The 25,406-nt window shown below is 38.2% G+C and carries 23 protein-coding genes; 12 read left to right on the forward strand and 11 right to left on the reverse strand.

Annotated elements, in window-relative coordinates:
* From CRO15_RS12760 to CRO15_RS12770, 3 genes are read right to left on the reverse strand one after another with little or no spacing between them, the layout of a single operon-like run.
* Positions 1–750, reverse strand: a complete 750-nt coding sequence (locus CRO15_RS12760; protein ID WP_097046240.1) for a Na(+)-translocating NADH-quinone reductase subunit C — start codon at positions 748–750, stop codon at positions 1–3.
* Between the two features lie 2 nt (positions 751–752).
* Positions 753–2,018: an NADH:ubiquinone reductase (Na(+)-transporting) subunit B gene (locus CRO15_RS12765; protein WP_097046241.1), complete on the reverse strand. Its 1,266-nt coding sequence runs from the start codon at positions 2,016–2,018 to the stop codon at positions 753–755.
* A gap of 1 nt (position 2,019) precedes the next feature.
* Positions 2,020–3,372, reverse strand: a complete 1,353-nt coding sequence (locus CRO15_RS12770; RefSeq protein ID WP_097046242.1) for a Na(+)-translocating NADH-quinone reductase subunit A — start codon at positions 3,370–3,372, stop codon at positions 2,020–2,022.
* A 150-nt stretch (positions 3,373–3,522) separates the two neighbouring features.
* On the opposite strand from CRO15_RS12770, the gene CRO15_RS12775 reads away from it, so the two are divergent.
* The 4 genes from CRO15_RS12775 to pruA all read left to right on the forward strand — a co-directional run bounded on the left by CRO15_RS12775 (position 3,523) and on the right by pruA (position 8,126).
* The gene (locus CRO15_RS12775) at positions 3,523–4,767 is read left to right on the forward strand and encodes a type IX secretion system plug protein (protein WP_097046243.1); all 1,245 of its coding nucleotides are present in this window, start codon (positions 3,523–3,525) and stop codon (positions 4,765–4,767) included.
* A 29-nt stretch (positions 4,768–4,796) separates the two neighbouring features.
* The gene (locus tag CRO15_RS12780; protein ID WP_097046244.1) at positions 4,797–5,990 is read left to right on the forward strand and encodes a DUF3667 domain-containing protein; all 1,194 of its coding nucleotides are present in this window, start codon (positions 4,797–4,799) and stop codon (positions 5,988–5,990) included.
* 3 nt (positions 5,991–5,993) lie between these two features.
* Entirely contained in the window at positions 5,994–6,380 is a 387-nt protein-coding gene (gene apaG / locus CRO15_RS12785; RefSeq protein ID WP_097046245.1) for a Co2+/Mg2+ efflux protein ApaG, read from the forward strand.
* Between the two features lie 117 nt (positions 6,381–6,497).
* A complete protein-coding gene (gene pruA / locus CRO15_RS12790; RefSeq protein ID WP_097046246.1) occupies positions 6,498–8,126 on the forward strand; it encodes an L-glutamate gamma-semialdehyde dehydrogenase in 1,629 nt (542 codons plus the stop codon).
* Positions 8,127–8,367: 241 nt separating this feature from the next.
* Here pruA and rsmG read toward each other — a convergent pair whose 3' ends face one another.
* The gene (gene rsmG, locus CRO15_RS12795) at positions 8,368–9,009 is read right to left on the reverse strand and encodes a 16S rRNA (guanine(527)-N(7))-methyltransferase RsmG (protein WP_097046247.1); all 642 of its coding nucleotides are present in this window, start codon (positions 9,007–9,009) and stop codon (positions 8,368–8,370) included.
* Between the two features lie 112 nt (positions 9,010–9,121).
* On the opposite strand from rsmG, the gene CRO15_RS12800 reads away from it, so the two are divergent.
* Positions 9,122–10,225, forward strand: a complete 1,104-nt coding sequence (locus CRO15_RS12800) for a fatty acid desaturase family protein (RefSeq protein WP_097046248.1) — start codon at positions 9,122–9,124, stop codon at positions 10,223–10,225.
* A gap of 13 nt (positions 10,226–10,238) precedes the next feature.
* Complete coding sequence (locus CRO15_RS12805) at positions 10,239–11,429, forward strand: pyridoxal phosphate-dependent aminotransferase (protein ID WP_097046249.1); 1,191 nt, start codon at positions 10,239–10,241, stop codon at positions 11,427–11,429.
* Between the two features lie 47 nt (positions 11,430–11,476).
* Here CRO15_RS12805 and CRO15_RS12810 read toward each other — a convergent pair whose 3' ends face one another.
* The 5 genes from CRO15_RS12810 to trkA are packed head-to-tail and all read right to left on the reverse strand — an operon-like array spanning position 11,477 to position 16,828.
* Complete coding sequence (locus CRO15_RS12810) at positions 11,477–12,541, reverse strand: proline racemase family protein (RefSeq protein ID WP_097046250.1); 1,065 nt, start codon at positions 12,539–12,541, stop codon at positions 11,477–11,479.
* Positions 12,538–13,494, reverse strand: a complete 957-nt coding sequence (gene lhpI / locus CRO15_RS12815; RefSeq protein WP_097046251.1) for a bifunctional Delta(1)-pyrroline-2-carboxylate/Delta(1)-piperideine-2-carboxylate reductase — start codon at positions 13,492–13,494, stop codon at positions 12,538–12,540. The genes CRO15_RS12810 and lhpI overlap by 4 nt, the downstream gene beginning before the upstream one ends.
* Before the next feature lie 28 nt (positions 13,495–13,522).
* Entirely contained in the window at positions 13,523–13,954 is a 432-nt protein-coding gene (locus CRO15_RS12820) for a YybH family protein (RefSeq protein ID WP_097046252.1), read from the reverse strand.
* Between the two features lie 34 nt (positions 13,955–13,988).
* The gene (locus tag CRO15_RS12825) at positions 13,989–15,479 is read right to left on the reverse strand and encodes a TrkH family potassium uptake protein (protein ID WP_097046253.1); all 1,491 of its coding nucleotides are present in this window, start codon (positions 15,477–15,479) and stop codon (positions 13,989–13,991) included.
* Positions 15,479–16,828, reverse strand: coding sequence for a Trk system potassium transporter TrkA (trkA, locus tag CRO15_RS12830; RefSeq protein ID WP_097046254.1), 1,350 nt, complete (start codon positions 16,826–16,828; stop codon positions 15,479–15,481). The genes CRO15_RS12825 and trkA overlap by 1 nt, the downstream gene beginning before the upstream one ends.
* Positions 16,829–17,023: 195 nt before the next feature.
* Here trkA and ubiE point away from each other — a divergent pair, with 195 nt between their 5' ends.
* Both ubiE and porT read left to right on the forward strand, forming a co-directional pair.
* On the forward strand, positions 17,024–17,752 hold the full coding sequence (ubiE, locus tag CRO15_RS12835; protein ID WP_097046255.1) for a bifunctional demethylmenaquinone methyltransferase/2-methoxy-6-polyprenyl-1,4-benzoquinol methylase UbiE: 729 nt from the start codon (positions 17,024–17,026) through the stop codon (positions 17,750–17,752).
* Positions 17,753–17,756: 4 nt separating this feature from the next.
* A complete protein-coding gene (gene porT / locus CRO15_RS12840) occupies positions 17,757–18,455 on the forward strand; it encodes a type IX secretion/gliding motility protein PorT/SprT (protein WP_097046622.1) in 699 nt (232 codons plus the stop codon).
* Positions 18,456–18,468: 13 nt separating this feature from the next.
* On the opposite strand, the gene CRO15_RS12845 is transcribed toward porT, so the two are convergent.
* Positions 18,469–19,200, reverse strand: coding sequence for a TrmH family RNA methyltransferase (locus tag CRO15_RS12845; RefSeq protein WP_097046256.1), 732 nt, complete (start codon positions 19,198–19,200; stop codon positions 18,469–18,471).
* A gap of 24 nt (positions 19,201–19,224) precedes the next feature.
* On the opposite strand from CRO15_RS12845, the gene tamL reads away from it, so the two are divergent.
* The 3 genes from tamL to accD are packed head-to-tail and all read left to right on the forward strand — an operon-like array spanning position 19,225 to position 23,833.
* Entirely contained in the window at positions 19,225–21,816 is a 2,592-nt protein-coding gene (tamL, locus tag CRO15_RS12850) for a translocation and assembly module lipoprotein TamL (protein ID WP_097046257.1), read from the forward strand.
* Positions 21,817–21,870: 54 nt separating this feature from the next.
* Positions 21,871–22,938 (forward strand): class II fructose-bisphosphate aldolase, encoded by a 1,068-nt coding sequence (gene fbaA / locus CRO15_RS12855; RefSeq protein ID WP_097046258.1) that lies wholly within the window; start codon positions 21,871–21,873, stop codon positions 22,936–22,938.
* Between the two features lie 34 nt (positions 22,939–22,972).
* Complete coding sequence (gene accD / locus CRO15_RS12860) at positions 22,973–23,833, forward strand: acetyl-CoA carboxylase, carboxyltransferase subunit beta (protein WP_097046259.1); 861 nt, start codon at positions 22,973–22,975, stop codon at positions 23,831–23,833.
* A 130-nt stretch (positions 23,834–23,963) separates the two neighbouring features.
* Here accD and CRO15_RS12865 read toward each other — a convergent pair whose 3' ends face one another.
* Positions 23,964–24,842 carry a hypothetical protein gene (locus CRO15_RS12865; RefSeq protein WP_097046260.1) on the reverse strand — a complete coding sequence of 293 codons (879 nt, stop codon included), beginning with the start codon at positions 24,840–24,842 and terminating at the stop codon, positions 23,964–23,966.
* 151 nt (positions 24,843–24,993) lie between these two features.
* Here CRO15_RS12865 and rpsO point away from each other — a divergent pair, with 151 nt between their 5' ends.
* The gene (gene rpsO, locus CRO15_RS12870) at positions 24,994–25,263 is read left to right on the forward strand and encodes a 30S ribosomal protein S15 (RefSeq protein WP_097046261.1); all 270 of its coding nucleotides are present in this window, start codon (positions 24,994–24,996) and stop codon (positions 25,261–25,263) included.
* The last annotated feature ends 143 nt before the right edge of the window (positions 25,264–25,406 follow it).

The following is a 25,406-nucleotide window of genomic DNA, read 5'->3' on the forward strand; positions in this document are numbered from 1 at the left end:
TTATTTGGTTCTAATAGTTTCTAAATAAGGTTTGTAAAGTTTAAGCGTCTCCTTGATCATAGCGGAAACTCCATTTCCTGTGATGGTTGCACCCGCAAGGGCATCCACTTCATTATCTTCCTTGTCATTGTTCAAGGGGTCATTATTTCCTTTGATAACAGATATTCCTGAAATACGGCTTCCATCCAAAATGGATTCACCGGTGAAATCATCCATAAAAAAACGAAGCTTGATATTGGCACCCAATCCAGGGGTTTCCCCTTTATGATCAAATACCACACCTTGCACAACCATGTTCTCATCCAAGGAAATGAATCCCCAAATAGCATCCCACAGCCCTTTTCCGTACATTGGAATGATGTAATATTTATTTCCTTCTTTTTCCCCAATGAAAAGTGGTAACTCGGCCTCATCACCATTTTTGATGATATTCAATTGCTTTTTAAGGTCAATTAAATATGCTTCTTCTCTTTCTTTGGTCTCGGAACCTACAACAACAAGTTGTTGTTTGATATATTTTGAAAATTCTTCTTCAACGATATCCGTAGGAATAAAATCTGCGCTTCCACCTTCTTCGTTCTGGTTGACCCCCATGGCATACAGAATGTTCTGTTGTTTTTCAAAACGCTCATTCTCATCAATTCGTGGTCTTAATCCAGATGCTAAAAAAGCCAAAAGAGAGCCCACAATGATCACCATTACGGCTGCAAAAATTACAGTATAGCTATTTTTATCCGTGTTGATTGCCATAATTAAACTGTTTCCGTTTTTAATGCTTCCACTTCGCCAGATGTTTTTGGATATATGGTAGCGTTTTTCAATCGCTTCATTCTTCTTTTGATGTTCCCTCTTACCACATAGTGGTCAATGGTAGGTGCAAATACATTCATTAATAGGATGGCCAAGAATACTCCTTCTGGATATCCTGGGTTGAATACACGAATCATAACGGATAGGAATCCAATTAAAAATCCATAAATCCATTTTCCTCTATTGGTTTGTGAACCTGTTACAGGATCCGTAGCCATAAATACAATACCAAAGGCCAAACCACCAACAAGAAGATGTTGCCAGTATTCAAAACTCATGAGTCCATAGAATTTGCTGTACTCTGGAATCCATCCGGCAGCAACAATGCTGTTAAAAATCAATCCCATAACCAAAGAACCAATAACTGCGCTCAACATAATCCTCCATGAGGCTATTTTAGAGAAAACCAAGAAAAGTCCTCCTAGTAAAATCAATAATGTTGATGTTTCACCAACGGAACCTGGAATAAATCCAAAGAACATATCTGAAAGGGAATATGAAAATTCATCCACTCCTTTACCTTGTGCCAAATAACCTAGGACTGTTTCACCAGAAATTGCATCAGCGGTTCCGGCCGTGTCCACAGCACCATGCACCCAAACCTTATCACCACTCATCCAAGTTGGATAAGCAAAGAACAAAAAGGCTCTAATAGTCAGTGCAGGGTTTAGGATATTCATTCCTGTACCGCCAAAAACTTCTTTACCAATAACAACACCAAAAACAATGGCCACGGTCAACATCCAAAGTGGTAAATCAATAGGCACAATCAATGGTACTAACATACCCGTTACCAAATACCCCTCTTCTATTTCATGACCTTTGATTACGCAGAATATGAACTCAACGGTCAGTCCCACAACATAGGAAACCACCACTAATGGTATCATTTTCCAAAATCCTAGTATAAAATTATCCCATGTCCAAAATGCTGCGCTAAAAAAACCATCTGCAGCTGCCTGAATTTCACCCAATGCCAAGTAATGTTGATATCCAGTGTTGAACATACCGAAAATCAAACAGGGTATAAGCGACATTACCACGGTGTTCATGGTACGCTTTAAATCATCCGCTCCCTTAACATGGGTTCCGCTGTGTGTAGTTTCATTTGGAGTAAATAGAAAGGTATGGAAACCACTAAAAACCGGGAACCATTTTTTTCCTTGATTCTTTACTCTGAATTTATGTAAGTTTTCTTTTAATCCCATCTTATCCTATTTCTTGATGTAATAAATCCAATCCTTCCCTGATTATCTGTTGATGTGGTTGTTTGGAAATACAGATGAATTCTGTCAAAGCAAAATCCTCGGGAGCCACTTCGTACAATCCCAATTGTTCCATTTCATCAAGATCTTTTACCATACATGCTTTTAACAGTTGTAGTGGGTAAATGTCCATTGGGAACACCTCTTCATACTGTCCGGTTACCACAAATGCCCTATGTTCACCATTGGTATTGGTGTTAAGGTCATATTTCTTTTTGGGCTGCATCCAAGAAAAGGTAAGTGCCCTTGTTGTAGATATTTTATTGAAAACAGGTTTGTTCCATCCAAAAAGTTCATAATCGTCACCCTCTGGAATGGCTGTTACGGTATTATTATAGAAACCAAGATAACCTTCGGTGTTAGTCCTTGAACCTGTAAGAACATCTCCATTGATCAACCTGAATTTATCCTCGTTTACACCACTTGCATATAGAAAGGTAGAAATTTCCGCTCCTATTTTAGTAGTGTAATATTTTGGTGCTTTAACCACAGAACCTACCAAAGCTACGGTTCGCTCGGCATTGAATTTCCCTGTAAGGAACAATTCTCCAAGAATCACTAAATCTTGTGGAGCAATGGTCCATGCCACTTCTCCTTTATTGATAGGGTCTATTTTATTGATTTGGGTACCCACCAATCCAGCAGGATGTGGTCCATTTACTTTATGAAGTGAGATACCGTCCAAATTTGCCAAAGGCGAATTATTCGATTTTCCTATAGAAACATGTATCTGACCAGGCGTTAATTTGCCCAAAACATTGACTGCAGCCTGAAGTTCGGCCTCTTTCCCTTGCAAAACATAATCGGCATCAGCCGCCAATGGAGCCGTTGTATATCCTGAAACAAAAATAGCTTTTGGTGTAGCATCAGGATTTGCAATGATATCGTACGGACGCTGCTTTATAAAAGGCCATCCTCCTGATTGCAATAAAAAGGTTTTAATGCCCTCTGCATCAGATTTAACCAAATCCAACGGCTTATGCTCCACATATTCTTGAGTTTTATCTGCAAGAATCTTGAGGGTCAAAATTCTTCTTCTAGCGCCACGGACAATCTCAACCAATTCTCCACTTACTGGAGAAACAAAAAGCATTTCCTCTTTGTTTTTGTTATAAAATAAAGGTTCGCCGGCTTTTACCTCAGCCCCTTGTTTTACTAACATTTTTGGAGTTATTCCATGAAAATCGTCTAGGTTTAGGGCATATACGTTGCTTAAAACGGCTTTAGAAGTAGTCTGCTCAGCTGCCCCGATAAGGTTGATGTTCAACCCTTTTTTAATCCGGATGTCTTTAGACATATTGTTATAGACCTTTTGTTATCAAAATCGCGGCAAATTTAGCACTAAAAGGATTGTTTTCATAATTATTTGACCATAAAAATGGGATTACATCGAGCTAAATTTGCCAGGCACACTTTTTGTTTACCTTTACCCAAAAATAAGCCCTGAATGCGCTTTTTAATCAAACAAACATTCTTTTTCTTTTTTATAGCCGGTGTTTTTGGCCAAGTACAAGAGGAAATCAATCCTCCTGAACATATAAAGACCGTAGTTTTTAGAGGGCCTACAGAAGATCAATTTCCTGTCATTAAATTGGGTGAGTCCTTAAATCTGGAATTTGATGACCTTACAGCAAGTGAACAAGATTATTACTACAAAATAATCCATTGCAATTATGATTGGACTCCTTCTCAACTTCTAAAATCACAATATTTAGTTGGAGCGGACAATCTACGTATCATTGATTATGAAAATAGCTATAACACGCTTCAACCCTATTCCAATTATAGATTAACCATTCCCAATAACAACCTTCGGCTGAAAGTGAGTGGCAATTACCTTATTGAGATTTACAATAGTTATGGCGAACTTCAATTTTCCAGAAGGTTTGTGGCATATAGGGATTTGGTAAAAGTTGGCGGTACTGTAAAACGTTCAAGGGATTTCAATTTTTTGAATGAAAAACAAGTTGTTCAATTCAAAATTAACACCTCTGGTTTCCAAGTGGTCAATCCAAAGAAAGAAATTAAGATTGCCATTCTACAAAATCACTTTTGGCCCACAGCACTTTACAACATTAAACCACAGTTTACCTTGGGCAACGAGCTGGTCTATAAATATGATCAGGAGACAAGCTTTTATGGAGGCAATGAGTTTCTCAACTTTGACACAAAAGATTTGCGCTCACCCACTTTTGCCATTTCCAAAGTGGAGTTCAAAGAGTTGTACAATCATTATTTGTTTACCAATGAGTACCGAAATGATGAAGTGTACACCTATTTTCCTGACATTAATGGTGATTTTTTGGTTCGCACGCTACAAGGGGACGATGTATCCAGAGAAGCAGAATACTCAAACATTCATTTTAGTCTCCCATATTCCAATGAAATAGGCCTAGACAATGTTTATGTTGTTGGAAAGTTCAATAATTATGACCTTGGAGAAGAAAATAAAATGATTTTCAATGACGAGAATGGCAAGTTGGAACTTACCCTACCCATTAAACAAGGTTTTTATAACTACAAATATGTGGTTGAACGTCAGGATGGAGCAATTGACCTTAATTATATAAGCGGAAATTTTCATTTTACGGAGAACAACTACTTAATCTTGGTGTATTATCGGAATTTCGGTGAACTCTACGATAGTATCATAGGCATTGGGTCTGCCAATTCCAGAAATATTAGCAATTAGCTATCTTAGCGCCAAATCCTTAATAGGTAATGGCCAACAAACCTAACTTAATTACCAAGGGGCGTTACGAACTTAAGTTTAGGGGCAATGAGTGTCTAAACTGTTCTCATCCTTTAGATATAAGCGATAAATACTGCCCAAACTGCTCCCAAGCCAATAGCACAAAAAAATTGACGCTAAAAGATTTTTTTGATGAGTTTTTTTCCAATCTCATTAATTACGACTCCAAGCTTCTAAAAACACTATATGCTCTTTTGGTAAAACCAGGAACCATAACAAAGGATTACATCAATGGAAAACGTATTGCATATACCAATCCATTCCGCTTTTTATTGAGTTTGGCATTCATTTATATCTTACTGTTTACCTACGACAATAACCTTTACAATCTGGATGACCTTGGCTTAGAGGATAAAATTGAAAAGACAGGTCCATTATCCTATGGTTTTAATGATGAAGAAGCTTCTAAGGACAGTACCAATATAAAAGAACAGACCGAAGAAGTGCTAAATCAACTTGATTCCCTGAATAACCTAGAAAAAATTCCCATCCCTGGAATCCAAAGTATAGATTCATTGCAAACCATTATAGGTCAAGGAATACAGAAAGAGGCCAGTAAAGATTCCTTTATGCTCGCTAACCCCAGAAAATATCTTGAAAATATACAAGCTAAGAATACTGGAGGTCTTGGGGAAAGAATGGAGTTTTTCTTTACATTTTTACAAAAGGACTCCATAAAAACCTTCGAAGAAGCAAAGGAAAAGTATGGAGCAAACACATCTTGGAGAAACAGAATAACCTTCAATGGATCAAAGAGTTCTTTAAAAGCAATTGCACAACCTGGCACATACTTAAACAATACCATTGCAAAGCTGCCTTTGGTTATTTTCTTCTTCCTTCCCATCTTCACTATTTTCATTTGGATGGTATACATCAGAAAAAAATACACCTACACCGATCATCTTATCTTTAGTTTCCACAACCAGTCATTATTATTTATCTTGCTCATCCTTAGCCTGGTAATAGATGCTATTTTCAATACGGCAAGTATGGGTATCTTTTTTCTGATTTTCAGTTTTTACCTGTACAAATCAATGAGAAGGTTCTATGGGCAAGGAAGGGTTAAAACGATTGTAAAATATCTCTTTCTGAATACAATGTTTGCTTTTTTAGCAATGTTTGCAATTATTTTGTTGTTTACGGGAAGCGTCTTTACCTATTAAAATATGTTCACTCAGATCACAAAAGGAATTAAAGTATCGGTGCAGACCACTTTTGAAGGTACATTTTTCAAGAACTATAAAATGTACTATGCCTTTGGCTATACTATCACCATAGAAAACCAAGGTAAGGATACAGTGCAGCTTACGGCTAGACATTGGGATATTTTTGATGCACTCAAAGAAATGGAAACTATAGACGGTGAAGGTGTAATTGGAAAAAAACCGGTAATCAAACCAGGAAAATCCCATACTTACAGTTCTGGCTGTTTATTGGCAAGCCCTATTGGCGCTATGAGAGGGCATTACCATATGGTAAACTTTGCCTCAACTGAAGAATTTGAAGTTGACATTCCCACTTTCAAATTTGCCGCTCCCTTTGCGATAAATTAAAATTTAGAGCTCTTTATTTTCATTAATTCAATTACAATATCTTGTAATTATTAATCTGCAAATACTTTTTTCTTTTAGTACCTTTGTCGGAATTTTTAACACATAAAATCCACCATAATGGGAAAAGGTTTTTTTCAAGTTCCGACTGCTTATAATGAGCCAATAAAAAGTTATGCTCCCGGCACTCCAGAACGTGAGGAAGTACTTAAGCAATATGATGCTTATTACAATGGAAATGTTGAAGTTCCGTTGTACATCGGTTCTGAAGAAATCACAACCGGAAATACCATATCAATGTCACCTCCGCATGAGCATGGACATATAGTTGGAAAATTCCACCTAGCAGAAAAAAAGCATGTAGAGCAGGCTATTTCCAATTGTTTGGAAGCAAGAAAAGCCTGGGCTGATCTTACATGGGAACAAAGAGCTGCCATTTTCTTAAAAGCTGCAGATTTAATCGCCGGTCCTTATCGTGCAAAAATTAATGCGGCCACTATGATGGCGCAATCCAAGACCATACATCAGGCGGAAATTGATGCTGCCTGTGAGTTTATAGATTTCCTAAGATTCAATGTGGAATACATGTCTCAAATCTATGCGGAGCAGCCAGAGTCTGCTGATGGGATTTGGAATCGTGTGGAATATCGCCCATTAGAAGGTTTTGTATATGCCATTACACCTTTCAACTTCACAGCCATTGCCGGAAATCTTCCTGCAAGTGCAGCTATGATGGGGAATGTTGTGGTTTGGAAACCTAGTGATAGTCAAGTTTTCTCAGCAAAAGTAATTATTGATGTATTCAAGGAAGCTGGCTTACCAGATGGAGTTATAAACGTAGTTTTTGGAGACCCAGTTATGGTTACTGAAACCGTACTTGCCCACCCTGATTTTTCAGGACTCCACTTTACAGGCTCCACCTTTGTTTTTAAAGAATTGTGGAAACAAATTGGAAACAACATCCACACGTACAAAACTTACCCAAGAATTGTTGGGGAAACCGGAGGAAAAGATTTCATTCTTGCACATCCAACAGCAAAACCAGCTCAGGTAGCAACGGCAATTGTTAGAGGCGCTTTTGAGTTCCAAGGTCAAAAATGTAGTGCTGCATCACGGGTATACCTGCCAAAATCAACTGCAAAAGAAGTTTTGGATTTGGTTAAAACAGATATTGACTCCATGAACAAGCCGGGCTCTCCAGCTGATATGAGCAACTTCATCACCGCTGTAATCCATGAAGGTTCTTTTGATAAATTGGCCAAGTATATTGATCAGGCCAAAGCAGATGACAATGCAGAAATAATTGCTGGTGGCGGTTACGATAAATCCGTAGGCTACTTTGTAGAACCCACAGTTATCTTAACTCAAGACCCAAAATACACTACTATGTGCACGGAGCTTTTTGGACCTGTGGTAACTATTTATGTGTATGATGACAAAGATTGGAGCAAAACTTTGGAATTGGTTGATGGAACATCGGAATATGCTTTAACAGGCGCTGTTTTATCCACGGACCGTTACGCTATTGATGAAGCTACCAAAGCATTGCAAAACTGCGCCGGTAACTTCTACATCAATGATAAACCAACGGGAGCTGTTGTTGGGCAGCAACCATTTGGTGGAGCAAGAGCTTCAGGAACCAATGACAAGGCAGGTTCCGCGCAGAACTTGCTACGCTGGGTGTCTCCAAGGTTAATCAAAGAAACCTTAGTTACTCCGGAAGATTATAGATATCCTTTTTTGGGGTAAACACCTTATAAAAAGCTAGTTACAACCGCATCCTTAAAAATAAGGATGCGGTTTTTTTGTGTTAAAAACGGTAACTAAACTAGGTATTAGCAATATTATATGTAAATTTAACGTTAAGTAATTGTAAATTTAACGCAATTTAAACTCCATTTCCTATGAAAAAGCGAATTGATAACCTTATCCAATATATTAAGGATTACTCTAGAAAGTGTAAGTTGGTATATAACAGAATGTTGAGCATTTAGCCAGGCACTTTATACTTCTGAGGCAGGTAAACCACCTTTTTGGTTTCGAAAAACACTTCGGAAAAATGCTCTTTCAAATTAAAAATCTGAGCAGTTTTATAATCTTTCAACTCCTCTGCCAAATCTCCTCCTTTTAAATAGAGGATTCCATTTTTACGCTCATGCGTAGAGTCTTTTTTGATTTTCCCTTTGGTCCAGTGCACAAACGTTGGCATGGCAGCCACAGCGCGACTTACAATAAAATCAAATTGCCCGTTCAAATCCTCCACGCGGGAATGATGTGCACTGACATTTTTCAGACCTAACCCATCAATAACCTCTTGCACTACCTTTATCTTCTTGCCAATGGCATCCACTAAAGTAAATTGCACTTCTGGATATAAAATTGCCAGCGGAATTCCAGGAAAACCTCCACCGGTTCCTACATCCAAAATTTGCGAACCTTCATTAAACTGCTGAATCTTTGCAATACCCAATGAATGTAACACATGGCGAAGGTACAACTCATCAATATCCTTTCTGGAGACTACATTTATCTTTTTGTTCCAATCCTGATACAGCGCATTCAAATCCTCAAAATGGCTTCTTTGAACTTCGGTGAGTTTCGTAAAATATTTAAAAATTAAGTTTACATCCATCTACAATCTGTTAATTTGGGCAAAATTAATACTTTTGGCATCTTAACATCGTTTTATATAAAGGCAACTCACTTAAGAGGTCAATTTAATTACCTTTGAAAAAAATTATTTTATGGAAAAGGAGATTATCCGGTTTTCAAGAAAAGATTCAGCACAATTCTTCAAAACACTAAACAAAAGGGTAAACCAATATTTTAGTGAAAACCAAATAAAGAAGACCGGAAATTGGAGGCTCCACTTGAAAACAGTGGTAATGTTCGCCGTATTTCTTACCCCCTATTTCTTAATGTTGACATTGAACCTTCCTTTTTGGGGCTATGTTCTATTGTCCATTACAATGGGAGTAGGTATGGCCGGTGTTGGAATGAATGTAATGCATGATGGCAACCATGGTTCTTACTCCAATAAAAAATGGGTGAACAAACTTATGGGTGGTAGCATATACATATTGGCTGGCAACGTATACAACTGGCAAGTGCAACACAACGTGCTACATCACACATATACAAATATCCAAGATCATGATGAGGACATGGAAGCTGGTAGAATTCTTCGATTTTCAAGGCATGCCGAATGGCGAAAGCATCATAAATTTCAACATTATTACTCCATATTCCTTTACGGCCTGTTGACTTTCAATTGGGCTATTACCACAGACTTTCAACAAATGTACCGTTACATGAAAAGAAAGCTATCCTATGGTAAATTACCCAATCCCGTTATTAACTGGAGCACCTTGGTAGTTACCAAACTACTTTACATTACCATTTGGATTGTGCTTCCATTGATTTTTGTGGAAATTGCATGGTGGCAAGTGTTATTAGGTTTCTTTATTATGCATTATGTTGCCGGAGTCATTTTGAGCGTAGTGTTTCAGTTGGCACACATTGTTGACGAAGCCGAAACTCCGCTTCCAGATGAAAATGGAACTATGAAAAATACTTGGGCTATCCATCAATTGGCCACTACGGTTAATTTTGGCACAAAAAATAGAATTGTAAATTGGTTTACAGGCGGTCTGAACCACCAGGTTGAGCACCATATTTTTCCAAATATCAGCCATGTTCACTACACAAAAATTTCCAAAATTGTGAAACAAACGGCTAAGGAGTTTAATTTGCCTTACAACGAATATAAAACTACTAGAAAAGCTATAATTTCGCACTTCAAACACTTGAGAGAGTTGGGAAAAAACCCAGCTCTTCAATACCAGTAAAACAATTGGATTTATGAGCAACCAACTTTCGGATAGGATTAATAACTTAGTCCCTTCCGCAACCCTTGAAATGGCTGCAAAAGCCCGTGAATTAAGAGCAGAGGGAAAAGATATCATTGGACTGAGCTTGGGTGAACCTGATTTTAAAACCCCAGATTATATTAGAGAAGCAGCTATCCAAGCCATAAATGATGGATACAATTCGTATACACCAGTTGATGGATATGTGGAACTGAAAGACGCTATCATTACCAAATTCAAGAGGGATAATGATATAGACTATGATCGCTCCCAAATTGTGGTTTCGACCGGCGCAAAACAATCGCTTTACAATGTGGCCCAAGCTTGTTTGAACAAGGGTGACGAGGTCATTCTACCTTGCCCGTACTGGGTAAGCTACAGCGACATCGTTAAACTTACCGGTGGTGTGCCCATTGAAGTTGCCACTTCAATTGAAAATGATTTTAAAATGACTCCAGAACAGTTGGAAGCTGCTATCACCCCAAAGACCAAAATGCTTTGGTACAGCTCTCCATGCAACCCCAGTGGATCTATTTATAGCAAAGAAGAGCTAAGAGCTTTGGCTGATGTATTGCAAAAACACCCACAAATTATTGTGGTCAGTGATGAAATATATGAACACATTAACTATGGGGTAACAGAACATGCATCTATGGCAGGTTTTGAGGATATGTACAACCGAACGGTTACCATTAACGGAGTTGCCAAAGCCTTTGCCATGACAGGTTGGAGAATTGGTTATATAGGTGCTCCGACTTATATTGCCAGAGCCTGTAACAAGTTACAGGGACAGGTTACCAGCGGCGCCAATTGTATTGCGCAGCGCGCTGTTATTACGGCCCTTTTGGAATCTCCCAGCCGTGTGCAATACATGGTAGATGAATTCCAAAACAGAAGAAAACTTATCCTGGAATTGCTGAACAATATTCCAGGCTTCAAATGCAACGAACCCCAAGGAGCCTTTTATGTATATCCAGACATAAGTGCCTTTTTTGGAAAAACACTGAATGGCATGCAGATAAACAATGCTTCTGACTTTGCCATGTATTTATTGGAAGAAGCTAATGTTGCAACAGTTACCGGTGATGCCTTTGGAAATGGTAATAGCATTCGAATTTCCTATGCCGCTAGTGTAGATGAAATCAAGGAAGCTATTTCACGAATCGCTTCAGCTGTATCATAACTAAATACCGAAATTGAATTAAAAAGGAACCAATAGGTTCCTTTTTTTTATCTAAGAATAAACCCTTTTTTCATTGGATCTTTTGGGTCGATAAAAAAAGTGTGCATTCCTGTTATATGTGCAGTACCTTCTACCTGTGGAACTACCGCTTTAAAGGGGCCATAGTCTTGTTCCGAGACCACACTTCCTTTAAAAATAGAGCCTGTAATACTCTCAATGGCCATGGTTTGATTCAATTCCAACTCCTTTCTCGCCCAATGAATGGCCATTCTACCAGAAACTCCAGAGCCGGTAGGGCACCTATCAACCTCACCTTCGGCAAAAATGCAAACGTTTTTGCTATCAATATCTTCTTTGGAAGAACCATCAATAAAAATAGTTCCATAAAGAAAGCTCAAATCATTCTCAAAAGGGTGCAGCACTTCAGAATCTTGCTGCACTACGGCATGTTTAATAGCCATTCCTTCGGCAATTAAATCTTGATAAGATTCTGGTGATAAATTTAGACCAAGGTTATTCTTGTGTAAATCTACATAGGCATAAAAAGCTCCTCCATATGCCAAATCATAGGTTATTTCCCCCAATCCTTTTACGTTGATTTTTCTATCAAGTCCAACCACAAAACTGGGTACACAATGAAAACGAACACTCTCTACTTCATTGTTAACCACATTAACATAAGAAATAACCCTTCCACAAGGCGCATCAATTTTAAGTACATTTTCTCCCTCACTAACATCAAACCATTCCATTTGAGCCGCTAAAGTAGATATTGCAATAATGGCATGGCCGCACATGGTACTATAGCCCTCGTTGTGCAAAAACAAGATTCCAAAATCTCCTTCTTCATCATTAGGGGGCACTAAAATGCATCCATACATGTCAGCATGACCTCTAGGCTCAAACATTAGTGCCGTTCTCAAATCATCATGATTTTCCTTGCAATACCTCCTATAATCCAGCACAGAATTTCCTTTTAACTCCGGAAATCCTTCTAGGATCACTCGAAGTGGTTCTCCACCCGTATGTATGTCAATAGTTTTAATCTGCAACCAATCCGACGGGGCTGAAAAAGTGGCATTTTCCAACATTCTTTTATATGTAGTCCTCATTTTTGAAATTTGGAATAATAATAGGTCGCAGCAGCCAAATCCTCTAAAGCATGCCCCACAGATTTAAATAGCGTAATTTCCATGTCATCCGTTCTTCCTATATGGGTTTCCCCACAGAGACCAAACAAATCAGCCTTAATATCTGATTCCTTCAGAATCCCCTCTTTTAGAGGAACCGCAATATCTCCGCTTTCTTTCAATCCTCCTCCATACGTGTCCAAAAAAACGGAAGTCTTCAAAATGGCTTCGTTATCGGCCTCCCGCATATTGGGTTTATAGGCCCCAACCAAATCAACATGTTGTCCAGAGACCAGTTTCTCACCAAATATCAATGGGTTTTCCGAAAGGGTAGCGCAAGAAATAATATCTACTTCTGAAATTTTCTCATCAATACTAGCTATTGCTTTGACCTCATATTTCTCTTTGGAAAGCGTTTGACTAATCTCTTCCGTTTTTTTTAGATTTCTACCCCAGACAAAAACCTGTTCTATGGGTCGGACAGAAGCATGTGCCTTGATTAAATTCACAGAAAGTGTTCCAGTACCAATCATCAACATGGACGTAGCATTCTTTTTAGATAAATAAGATGACGCAAGAGCTGAAGCTGCCGCTGTCCGTTTTGCTGTTAAACTCTTGGCCTCCATTATTGCTTTTAAGGTTCCTGTGATGGCATCCAAATACAAATAGCTACCTTGAATAGAAGGCAAGCCGAAAGTATCATTACCAGGGTTTACAGTAACTATTTTAACTCCCGCTTCTTTTCCAGCGTTCCATGCAGGCATCAGCAATAAAGTGCTGTCTTTACCTGTTTTCGGATTTGGAAAGTCATGATGATGTCGTTGAGGCACTGTAATGGAATTCGAATTGAAAACCTTTCTAAGTTCATTAATAAGTTCAAGAAAATTGGTGTTTTCCTCAATAAATTCCGAGCTTATTTGAATGGGTTGCCGCACTTTTTAAAATAGGTGTAAGAAGTTCAATTTAACAAGACATATCAGCGACAATTTTCCATTCGCCTTTGATTTTTTTCAATATAATCAGAAATACGCCATTGGCATCTCCTACTTTTCTGGTAAGATGGTATTGCCCCATTACGTAGTATGCTTCTTTTTCAATTTTGGTAATGGCATCGATAGTAAACTTTAATGTTCCCGTTTCATCCTTTGTAGGATATCTTTTTTGATAACCTTCCAAAGTTTTTTCCCAACCTAAGGTAAGCCCTCTTGCTCCATAAAATTGCAATGAATCGCTTTCCCAATAGGTTTGCATAAATCCTTCCAAGTCATGATTAGACCAAGATTTTTCCTGATCTTTTAAGACTTGAAGTATCTGATCCCTTTCATTATCCTCTGAGACATCACAACCAAAAAAACACAAACAAACACCTAGAAAAAGAAGAAAGATTTTTTTCATAGAATTTAAAGTTGAATTTAAAACGGTAGGTAAGCTACGTTTTTTTCCAGAAATATGGGGTAAGAATAATCAATACGGTAAAAAGCTCCAATCGTCCTAGCAGCATTAAAAATCCACACCACCACTTGCCCGCGTTGGGCAAACTATTGTAGTTGCTCACCGGATTAAGACTCCCCAGTGCCGGACCTACATTACCCAGAGAGGAAGCCGAGCCTCCAATTGCCGAAACAAAATCCAAGCCTAAAAAACCCAAAACCAATGACCCTATAATAAATAACAACATGTAAAGCACAAAGAAGGCAATGATATTATAAACGATATGTTCTGTAACCGTTTTGTTGTTGTATCGGACGGGAATAACAGCATTGGTATGCAGTGTTCGCTTAAATTCCAATAATCCATTTTTTATGATAAGAAGATGCCTCATCACCTTAATTCCACCTGCGGTTGATCCCGCTGACCCTCCAAGGAACATTAAACCAAAAAACAAAACTGTTAAAAAAGGAGTCCAGCTGGTAAAATCCGCAGTTACAAATCCTGTAGTGGTAACCACTGCAACAACTTGAAAAAGCGTATGCCTAAAGGCACTTTCCGCTTTTCCAAAAACCATAGGGTGAAAGTCTGAAATTGGCACGTTTGCTTTATAATAAACCACCAAAGCTGCTACTACGGTAAAAAGAACTATAAAACTCGTATAATATTTAAATTCTTCATCCTTTATAATCCGTTGTACTTTTCCTGTGAATGCAAAGTAGCTCAGAACAAAGTTACTCCCAGCCAAAAACATGAAAAGAATGGTAATATATTGAATTAAAGGTTGGTTGTTCCAATAGGCCAAACTAGCATTTTTTGTAGAAAAACCTCCCGTAGAAAGTGTGGCAAGTGAATGGTTCATGGCATCAAAAAATGACATGCCCGCCAATTTTAATAGTATGGTTTCCGCTACCGTGTACCCAAAATAAATAAGCCACAAACGTTTGGCAGTATCAGTGATCCTTGGGTGTAGTTTATCTCCTGCCGGACCTGGGGCTTCGGCTGCGAACAGTTGCATCCCGCCTATTCCTAAAAGCGGTAAAATAGCAATGGCCAGCACAATAATCCCCATTCCACCTATCCAATGGGTAAGGCTCCGCCAAAAAAGTATTCCTTTGGGAAGCGATTCAATATCATCTAGTATGGAAGCCCCCGTTGTAGTATAACCAGAGATGGTTTCAAAGAAAGCGTTGGTCACAGATGGTATGGCTCCAGAAAAAAGATAGGGTAAAGTGCCTGAAATTGACATGATTATCCATCCAAAGGTTACTACAATGTACCCTTCTTTTCGTTTCACCTCTTTTTTATGACCTCTAGTATAGAACATAGCCATTACACCAAAAAGCATGGTAACAATGGCAGCAAGTGTTATATCTAATGTTACACCATCCTTATAAATGCCGCTTACAAAGGCTGACAAAAGCATGAAAGAGCCATTGCAAAGCAACAACAACCCCATTATGTGAATGATTATCCTAGTATTAAGCCTCATTACAAGAATAACTTTTCTATCCTAGGGATAGCTTTGGGCAAACAGCAGACCACTACACGATCACCTTCCAAAATCTTAAAATCTCCAAGAGCAATGATACCTTTTCCATCTCTAATAACTCCGCCTATACTTGCTTCGCGTGGAAAATTCAATTCTCTAATAATTTCACCATTGACCAAAGAAGTTGCTTTTACTTCAAACTCCAATATTTCGGCATTGAGATTGTTTAGACGAGTCAAGGCCAGTACCTCCCCCCTTCTTATGTATCTAAATATGTTATTGGCCGCCAACAGTTTTTTATTGATCAGTGTGTCTACTCCAATAGAGTGTGATAACTGGAAATAATCCATGTTTTCTACCATTGCAATGGTCTTTTTAATCTTTTTGGACTTAGCAACCAAACATGACATTATATTGGTCTCCGAATTACCAGTTACGGCAATAAAAGCATCCATGGAATCCAAACTTTCCTCATCCAAAAGCTCAACATTTCTTCCATCTCCATTGATTACCAAAGCATGTGGAAGATCATCAGCAATATCAAAGGCCTTTTCTTTATTTTTTTCTATAAGCTTTACATTGAACTTTTTGTTGCAAAGGTCGCGGGCCGTATTGAAACCAACTTTGCTTCCACCAAGAATCATTACGTTCTTAATTTCCTTCTTTTGCATGCCTGTGAGCTTATACAGCTCATCCACCCCTTCGGCTGAAGTGATAAAATAAACTTGATCACCTTCTTTAAAAACAGTATCCCCTCTTGGAATCAATGTGTACTGGGTCCCCATGCGTTGCAACGCAATAGGCATGAAATGGAGTTCTGGGAAAATTTTTGCAGCTTCTTTGACCATTTTACCCACAAAAGGCGCTGATTTTGGCAAGAAAACACCAATCATGGTCAATAATCCTCCTTCAAACTCGTAAGTATCGTTAAAAGCTGATTGGTTCAATAGGAGTTGAATTTCTGTAGCCGCCAGTTTCTCAGGGGAAATTAATTCATCAATCCCAAGCTCGTCAAACTTGATCAATTCCCTATTGTCCATAAATTCCGTATTGGAAATTCTGGCAATGGTTCGTTTACATCCCAATTGCTTTGCCAACATACAAAGTGTGAGGTTGGTTGTCTCCGATGAGGTTACCCCAATGACAAGACTGGAGCTTTCAACACGCGCATCTTGCAAAACTTCAATAGAAGTGGCATCACCTCGGAGTACTCTAATGTCCAAATGGTTGTCCGCATAGGACAAACTTTCCTTATCGGTATCGATCAATGTGATATCCTGTGCTTCATACGACAATAATTTTGCCAAATGAAAGCCTACTTCACCTGCTCCCGCAATTATAATCTTCATTGATTAGAATAAGATGTTTTTAAAAAAACCAGTCCGTGCAATTTAAATGACAAAAAAGAATGGTCCACACTGTCTGAAAGACGAATACATAACATAATACGGAAAAGATTTCCATTGTTGTTGGGCAAAATTACACAATTATTTTTGTACCCCTTCCATATACCTAAGTTGTATATTTGCCAGCAAATTCTGCAAATGTCAAAAAAAGTTAAACCATATAAAGATTCTGACCTAGGAAAAAAGGAGCAGGTGAGACAAATGTTCGACACCATTTCTGAGGATTATGATGGATTGAACAGGGTTATTTCTTTTGGCATCGATTTAAAATGGCGTAGGCGAGTAGTATCTTTTCTTAAAAAGAAATCGCCCAATACCATCTTGGATATTGCCACAGGCACGGGGGATTTGGCTATAGCATTAACCCAAACAGGAGCTAAAAAGATTATAGGTTTGGATCTCTCTCCCGGAATGTTGGAAGTTGGAAAGAACAAAATTTTAAACAAAAACCTCCAGAATACCATTGAAATGGTGGTAGGTGATAGCGAAAACTTACCTTTTGAGGACAATACTTTTGATGCCATTACCGTAGCTTTTGGGGTGCGCAATTTTGAAAACCTAGAAAAAGGACTTGCCGAAATACTAAGGGTTCTCAAACCGCAAGGAAGTTTTGTGGTTCTTGAGACTTCGGTTCCGACTAAAACACCTTTTAAGCAAGGGTATCACTTTTATACTAAATACATTTTACCAACTATTGGAAAAATCTTCTCTAAAGACAGGTCTGCTTATGCCTATTTGAGTAAATCAGCATCAGTTTTTCCCCATGGACAGGAATTCAACAATATTTTGGACAAAATTGGGTTTATAGGTATAGAGAACAAACCCCAAACATTTGGGGTGGCATCCATTTATGTCGCTACAAAATAAATTAATGAAAAACGTCCTTCTTCTATTTGGCCTGCTGTTATTAGCATGCCCAAATTCCATGGCTCAGTTTAAAAAAGACCCAATCCTTAATCTCCAAAGTGAGGATTTAAAATTTTTGAATTGGGGCTATTACTTAGGTTTTAACCAATATGATTTTCAATTTGAATATAAAAATGATATTGGTCAAGATGTTCTAGTAGATAAAAGTGTTGGATTTAATGTTGGTCTAATAGGGGAAATGCGAATCAATGAGTTTTTGGATGTACGTTTTGAACCTGGCCTATTATACACAGCCAGAAATTTAGGTTTTCCTGGTTTTACATCTCAAGTAGATGCCATTCGCGAGGTAAAATCAACATACATAAGATTCCCATTGTTACTGAAAGCTAGCGCTAAAAGGTTTGGAAATTGGAAACCTTTTATCACAGGAGGAGTTTACACCTCAATGAACTTGGGAAGCAAAGAAGATAGTTTGGATGATAACAGCAGTGGGGAATTTCGCATGAAGAAAAATGTATATGGCTATGAGCTTGGATTTGGCATAGACATCTATACGGAATACTTTAAGTTTTCTCCTTCAATTCGTGGAGTTTTTGCGCTTACCGATGAGCTGATTCGGGATAACGATCCAAACAGTCCGTGGACGGGGAATATTGATGCTATGCGAACCAGAGGGTTCTTCATCAATTTTACTTTCGAATAATCCTGAAACCTTGTTACTCTCGCAGTTGTGGGCGCCTAACCTCATTTAAAAGAACCGCAGTGGCCGTAGCCACATTTAAACTTTCCGTGGTTTGTTCTCCAAACTGTGGTATTGAAATTCGTCGAGCGACTATTCGCTCAATTGCATCAGAAATCCCATTGGCCTCATTACCCATTACCAAAACACCTTTTTCAGGTAATTTTTCATCATACACAGTATTTCCATCCATAAAAGCACCGTAAACCGGCAGTGATGTTTCCGCAAGAAAATCAGATAAATCCGTATAAATGCAGTTAACTCTGGCAATAGAGCCCATGGTTGCCTGCAATACTTTAGGGTTATAACTATCCACCGTATCCAAAGAGCACACTAAATGTTTTATTCCAAACCAGTCACACAATCGTATTATGGTTCCTAAATTGCCAGGATCCCGAACTGCATCCAAAGCAACCACCCAATCCTTTCCTTCAATTTCAATCCTTTCTGGTTTATAAAAAACGGCCAACACACCACTTGGAGTATTTAAACTGCTCATTTGCTTTAGTTCAGCTTGAGATACAAGCTCTGCTTCTTCAAAACTCTTAACTTCATGTACATCGGCAACAAACAATTTAAACAACCTCATTCCTGCGCTCAAAAGTTCATTTACGGTTTTTTTTCCTTCGACCACAAAGAGTCCATGTTGAGTTCGGTACTTTTTTTGCTGTAAGCTTGTAACTAGTTTAATTTGGTTTTTGGTAACCATCTAAATCGCGTATTTTTGGCGTCTATGAAGGGTTCTTTAGGTCTAATGTGCAACTGGGCAAAAATAAGATTATTGTTGCTTATGTTAACCATGGTTGGTTGCAATACCCTAAAAAAAGTGGGAGATGATGAGTTGCTCCTTACCAAAAATTCCATATTTACCGATGGTGAAAAGATTAAGAATGAGGACATAAAAAGCCTAATTGCCCAAAAACCCAATAGCACCCTTCTAGGGTATCCGCTGCGTCTAAATCTTTACAATCTAGCCAAAGAAAACCCAGATTCCTCGTTTCAGAATTGGTTGCACAGAAAGGAAAAAAGAGAAAAAAGACTTAACAATCTGCTTTCCCAAAAACAGGTGAACAGATTAAGAGAATCTTTTATAGTAAAAGGCGCTAGTGATTTTTTAAAAAGAATTGGGGAAGCCCCAATGATTATAGATACTTCCCTAACCCAAAAATCCGTAAATAGATTAAAGGCCTATTATAATAGTAAAGGGTATTTTAACAATACAGGAGCATATAACATTGTTAAAGGAAAAAGAAAAAAAAGAGGCAAGATTGAATACAATATCAACTTAGAAAAACCTTTTTTCATAGATACCATTCAAAAGAATATATCCTCACCTGAACTAGATTCTATATACAATAGGGCCATAGAACAATCATTGGTTAAAACTGGAGATCAGTTTGATCTGGCTAAATTCAACAATGAGCGGGAGCGCCTGACCACTTTGTTTAGGAATTCTGGTGTTTATAATTTTCAAGAAAGCTCCATTAATTATGACATTTTAAGGGATACCATAAAACTAGCAGATGACCAATCCATGGATGTTCAACTTAACATTCAAAAACCAAGAAGTGTCAATGATTCAAGCTCTGTAGGCAATGACTACAAGATATTTCGTTTTAAGAAGGTAAATATCTATGCAGATTATAAGATTGGATGGGCTAAAGATTCCCTGAAATCCATAGACCATGAAAACTACACTATTTATTATTACGATAAGCTCAAATACAAACCCGAAGCATTGACCGATGCTATTTTCTTTGAAAAGGATAGTATTTATAGAGATTTGGACCGAATTCGTACCTACCGGCAGGTTACCAACTTAAACACCTTTAAATACCCCAGTATTATTGATTCTCTAGTGGGGAACAACAAACTCATCTCAAGTATCTATCTTACCCCTAGACCTAAGTTTTCATTGAACTTGGATTTTGATGTCACCCACTCAAATATCCAACAGGTAGGAACTGCATTTAGTGCCTCAGTGATTACTCGAAATGTTTTTGGCGGTGCGGAAACCTTGAATATTTCTGCAAGAGGTTCCGTTGGCCTACTTAATGGCCGTAATATAACAATAGGTGGTGACACCTTTACATCAGAAATAGGTGGTGATGTAAACATTACCTTTCCTAGAATTTGGTTTCCATTGAATACAGAGAAAATAATTCCACATTATATGTTACCTCAAAGTCGCTTTTTGGTGGGAACAAATTTTCAAAAGAACATTGGTTTGGATAAGCAATCCTTTAATACGGTACTTTCATACAATTGGAATCCTTCCAACAGTCTGCGCAACAACATAGAATTAATGAATGTGGAGTTTGTACGCAATGTAAATCCTGATAATTTTTACAACCAATACCAGAACACCTTTGCAAGATTGGATGAAATTGCAAACAACTTTCAAGATGACCCACAATATGCCTCATTCTTTGAAGAAACAGGTAATACCGAAGACCCTTTACAGTTAAGTATTCCCACTGGAGCCAATGATTTTGCAAAAGCAGTTTTGGACAACGAAATTCCAACGGACCAGCAACAACGTGCCGATGTAAATAGCATTGAGGAACGTCGACAACGATTAACGGAAAACAACCTCATTTTTGCAAGTAATTATACCTTTTCAAAAAACAGCAAAGTAGACATCAACGATAATGATTTCTACCAATTTAGAATGAAATTGGAAAGTGCAGGCAACCTTCTTTCTCTTCTGGAAGATGTAGTACCCTATAATAAAAATGACAATGACCAACTTTTGGTCTTTGGAGTGCCTTTTTCGCAATATTTTAAAACCGAGTTCGATTTTATCAGGCACTGGGAAGTATCAAACTCAAAAGTTTTGGCCTTTAGAAGTTTTTTAGGGCTAGCAGTTCCTTATGGCAATTCGGAAAGTATTCCTTTTGTTCGAAGTTATTTTGCCGGCGGGTCTAACGACAATAGAGCTTGGAATGCATATGAACTTGGGCCGGGAAAAACCAGCAATATCAACGATTTTAATGAAGCTAACCTAAAATTGGCCTTAAATCTTGAATATCGATTTCCGATTGCAGGTGATGTTAAAGGTGCTTTTTTTGCCGATGCAGGTAATATTTGGAACGTTTTTGACAACGAGGACAATCCCGATGCCATCTTCAGTGGATTTAACTCTTTATCAGATATTGCTTTGGGCACCGGATTTGGGCTACGGTACGACTTCACTTACTTTGTTTTTAGGTTAGATATAGGTTTTAAAACCTATAATCCAGCTGAAGAAGCAGCAAAACGCTGGTTTAGACAGTATAACTTTAAAAACGCTGGTTTCAATATCGGTATAAATTATCCCTTCTAGACCGAATATTTTATTACTTTTGTTCACTTATTTAACCAATAATTAACTAAAAGTATGTCCCACAATATTAAGCCGGGCGTTGCAACTGGCGATGAAGTTCAAGCTATTTTTAACCACGCAAAAGAAAATGGTTATGCACTTCCTGCAGTAAATGTGATTGGATCTAACACCATAAATGCTGTCTTGGAAACTGCCGCTGCCCTAAACTCACCCGTTATTGTTCAATTCTCTAACGGCGGAGCACAGTTCAATGCAGGAAAGGGATTATCTAACGAAAACCAAAGAGCTGCTGTACAAGGAGCTGTTGCAGGTGCCAAACACGTACACCAATTGGCAGAAGCATACGGAGCTACCGTAATTCTTCATACAGACCATTGTGCAAAAAAATTATTGCCTTGGGTTGATGGACTTTTAGATGCAAGCGAAGAGCATTATGCAGCCACTGGAAAATCACTGTTCAGTTCGCATATGATAGACCTTTCTGAAGAACCCATTGAAGAAAATATTGAAATCTGCAAGGATTATCTAGAACGCATGAGCAAAATGGGCATGACTTTGGAAATTGAGCTTGGTGTAACCGGTGGTGAAGAAGATGGTGTGGACAATACAGATATTGATAGCTCCAAACTATATACACAACCTGAAGAAGTTGCCTATGCATATGAAGAATTGTCAAAAATTAGTCCTAAGTTCACTATTGCGGCTGCCTTTGGTAATGTTCATGGGGTATACAAGCCGGGAAATGTAACATTGACTCCAAAAATCTTGAAGAACTCCCAAGAATTCGTTTCTGAAAAGTATGGAGTGGAACACAATCATATTGATTTTGTCTTTCACGGTGGATCTGGATCCACTTTAGAGGAAATCAGAGAGTCCATTGGCTACGGTGTCATCAAAATGAACATTGACACTGATTTACAATACGCATTTCTTTCAGGAGTAAGAGACTATGTTCAGGACAAATCAGATTATCTTCAAGCCCAAATAGGAAATCCAGAAGGAGATGATCAGCCAAATAAAAAGTTCTATGATCCTAGGGTTTGGCTTCGTGAGGGAGAAAAGTCCTTTGTTGAAAGGTTGAAAAAGGCCTTTGAGGATCTTAATAATATCAATACACTTTAAAATAAATACAGCGGTTTAACCTAATATTGATTCCATGTCGTCTTGGTTTAAAAGAAAAGAAAAAGGAATACAAACAGCTACTGAGGAAAAAAAGGATACTCCTAAAGGCCTTTGGTACAAATCCCCCACTGGGAAAATCGTTGAATCTGAGGATTTAGCCAAAAACTTTTACGTAAGTCCAGAAGATGACTATCACGTAAGAATTGGTAGTAAGGAATATTTTGAGATTCTTTTTGATGACAACAAGTTCAAAGAACTGGATGCAAAATTATCCTCCAAAGATCCATTGCGTTTTGTGGATACCAAAAAATACTCGGAACGCTTAAAGGCTGCGGAGCAAAAAACCAAATTGAAGGATGCGGTGCGCACTGCTGTGGGAAAATCCCAAGGCAAGGAGTTGGTCATAGCTTGTATGGATTTCAGCTTTATTGGTGGATCTATGGGAAGTGTGGTAGGTGAAAAAATTTCACGTGCCATTGACCATGCCAAAAAGAAGAAGGTTCCATTTGTAATGATTTCAAAATCTGGTGGCGCACGAATGATGGAAGCTGCACTATCTTTGATGCAGTTGGCCAAAACATCAGCTAAACTAGCTCAATTGGCGGATGCAAAAATACCTTACATTTCTTTATGCACTGATCCAACCACTGGCGGAACAACTGCTTCTTATGCCATGTTAGGAGACATTAATATAGCCGAACCAGGTGCATTAATAGGTTTTGCAGGACCAAGGGTAGTGAAAGATACTGTTGGTAAAGATCTTCCTGAAGGTTTTCAAACCTCTGAGTTTTTAAAAGAACATGGGTTCTTGGATTTCATCTCCCATCGAAGAGATTTAAAAAAGAAAATCAATCAGTATATTGATTTGATTATGAACCAACCCATGAGATCATAAAAAAAGCCCCGAAATTCGGGGCTTTCCTTTTCATAATGTCAGTTCAAACGCGGTCGAGAACTTTTTTCAGTGGGCAGATTAAAACACACATCTAGACTCCCCTCAATATGACAACCAATTCTTAATCAAATTATTTTTTAAAACGCCTCAAGAATATTTCCTTTTCGGTGCCATCAGGTTGGGTTAGAATACCGATAGCATCACAAGTCCCATCACCAAAATCCAAACTAGCGGTGTTTTCATTTCTAGTGATTTCCAAAACGCCACTAACAATAAATCTACAGGCCATTTCCCTTCGTAATGGTGTAATCACTTCCTTGACAAAAACATTGCCTTCTCTACCTACATAAGTTCGTTTACCTGTGATCAAGAAAACATTGTCTCCCCAAAAACCAGACCCGTAACCTTCTATCCACTCTCTGGTACGGGTTCCTTCAAAGGAAGCAGTATCACCATCAGGCCACGTAGTAGCAAAAGATGCATTCGCAGTAGATTGTGGGTTTTCATTTTCATTGGAACGCTCACGGAGAATATTGGCACTTCCCTCAATAGCTGCACCATTGAACGTGAAATTTTCAAGGCTCAAAGTCAATGTTTTGGTAGCTGCTTCCATATCTTTCGCATAGCTCAAATTGATTATACCGCTCAACACATTTCCATTGGGCAATTCACAACCTTCTCCAAAATCAATGGTTTTTTCCTTGGTGGTATCGGTAGTCACTGTAGTAATGGTAACACAATCTGGAAGGAAGTCCGATCTATGTGGTATCTTGGAAATGAACGAAATCTCATCAGAAGCATACACATCTTCAGCTATTGCGGTAACTTCTTCCGAAATCATTTCGGTTTCATCACTGTACTGTAATTCTGCAGCCGAAATCACTGCAGTGCTGGACAACTCCTCTGTAGTATCTTCTTCCTTACTACATGAAGTTGCCATCAAAAGCACAGTTCCTATAAAAACCAATGTAATTTTTGTAAAATTGAATTGTTTGGGATTCTTTTTCATAATGATCAAATTTTAGAGTTTGGTTCTATGACCCATTCAAAAACAAAAGGTTTAATCGTAGCGCAAAATTTTTCATTCCAAAAAAAGAGATTATCTTTGCACGCTGATTGAGAGACAATCAATACATAAAAATCATTTAAATAATATTGGAATGTATTTAACAAAAGAAGTAAAGGCCGATATCTTTAAGAAACATGGCGGCTCTGAGAGCAACACAGGTTCTACGGAAGGACAAGTTGCATTGTTCACACACCGTATCAACCATTTGACGCAACACCTTAAAAAGAACCACAAGGATTACAACACCGAGCGTTCTTTGGTAAGATTGGTAGGTAAAAGACGTAGTCTTTTGGATTACCTAAAGAAAAAAGATATTGTAAAATACCGTGAGTTAATTAAAGAACTAGGTATTAGAAAATAAAAATAAAAAGGGGAGGCTTGGCTTCCCCTTTTATTTTGCCAAACTCGTTTTGGCACTTAAATCCCAATCTTAGGATTGGGCAAACACAAAAAGCTGCCTACAGTTTTTCATTGGTCAGTGCCATTGGCACACTCAACAACAAC

This window comes from Flagellimonas pacifica (assembly GCF_900215465.1).
GTDB lineage: Bacteria > Bacteroidota > Bacteroidia > Flavobacteriales > Flavobacteriaceae > Flagellimonas > Flagellimonas pacifica.

Coding starts and splice junctions, on each gene's coding strand:
- CRO15_RS12760 (WP_097046240.1), bottom strand. CDS start 750: ATGGCAATCAACACGGATAAAAATAGCTATACTGTAATTTTTGCAGCC.
- CRO15_RS12765 (WP_097046241.1), bottom strand. CDS start 2,018: ATGGGATTAAAAGAAAACTTACATAAATTCAGAGTAAAGAATCAAGGA.
- CRO15_RS12770 (WP_097046242.1), bottom strand. CDS start 3,372: ATGTCTAAAGACATCCGGATTAAAAAAGGGTTGAACATCAACCTTATC.
- CRO15_RS12775 (WP_097046243.1), top strand. CDS start 3,523: ATGCGCTTTTTAATCAAACAAACATTCTTTTTCTTTTTTATAGCCGGT.
- CRO15_RS12780 (WP_097046244.1), top strand. CDS start 4,797: ATGGCCAACAAACCTAACTTAATTACCAAGGGGCGTTACGAACTTAAG.
- apaG (WP_097046245.1), top strand. CDS start 5,994: ATGTTCACTCAGATCACAAAAGGAATTAAAGTATCGGTGCAGACCACT.
- pruA (WP_097046246.1), top strand. CDS start 6,498: ATGGGAAAAGGTTTTTTTCAAGTTCCGACTGCTTATAATGAGCCAATA.
- rsmG (WP_097046247.1), bottom strand. CDS start 9,009: ATGGATGTAAACTTAATTTTTAAATATTTTACGAAACTCACCGAAGTT.
- CRO15_RS12800 (WP_097046248.1), top strand. CDS start 9,122: ATGGAAAAGGAGATTATCCGGTTTTCAAGAAAAGATTCAGCACAATTC.
- CRO15_RS12805 (WP_097046249.1), top strand. CDS start 10,239: ATGAGCAACCAACTTTCGGATAGGATTAATAACTTAGTCCCTTCCGCA.
- CRO15_RS12810 (WP_097046250.1), bottom strand. CDS start 12,541: ATGAGGACTACATATAAAAGAATGTTGGAAAATGCCACTTTTTCAGCC.
- CRO15_RS12820 (WP_097046252.1), bottom strand. CDS start 13,954: ATGAAAAAAATCTTTCTTCTTTTTCTAGGTGTTTGTTTGTGTTTTTTT.
- CRO15_RS12825 (WP_097046253.1), bottom strand. CDS start 15,479: ATGAGGCTTAATACTAGGATAATCATTCACATAATGGGGTTGTTGTTG.
- trkA (WP_097046254.1), bottom strand. CDS start 16,828: ATGAAGATTATAATTGCGGGAGCAGGTGAAGTAGGCTTTCATTTGGCA.
- ubiE (WP_097046255.1), top strand. CDS start 17,024: ATGTCAAAAAAAGTTAAACCATATAAAGATTCTGACCTAGGAAAAAAG.
- porT (WP_097046622.1), top strand. CDS start 17,757: ATGAAAAACGTCCTTCTTCTATTTGGCCTGCTGTTATTAGCATGCCCA.
- CRO15_RS12845 (WP_097046256.1), bottom strand. CDS start 19,200: ATGGTTACCAAAAACCAAATTAAACTAGTTACAAGCTTACAGCAAAAA.
- tamL (WP_097046257.1), top strand. CDS start 19,225: ATGAAGGGTTCTTTAGGTCTAATGTGCAACTGGGCAAAAATAAGATTA.
- fbaA (WP_097046258.1), top strand. CDS start 21,871: ATGTCCCACAATATTAAGCCGGGCGTTGCAACTGGCGATGAAGTTCAA.
- accD (WP_097046259.1), top strand. CDS start 22,973: ATGTCGTCTTGGTTTAAAAGAAAAGAAAAAGGAATACAAACAGCTACT.
- CRO15_RS12865 (WP_097046260.1), bottom strand. CDS start 24,842: ATGAAAAAGAATCCCAAACAATTCAATTTTACAAAAATTACATTGGTT.
- rpsO (WP_097046261.1), top strand. CDS start 24,994: ATGTATTTAACAAAAGAAGTAAAGGCCGATATCTTTAAGAAACATGGC.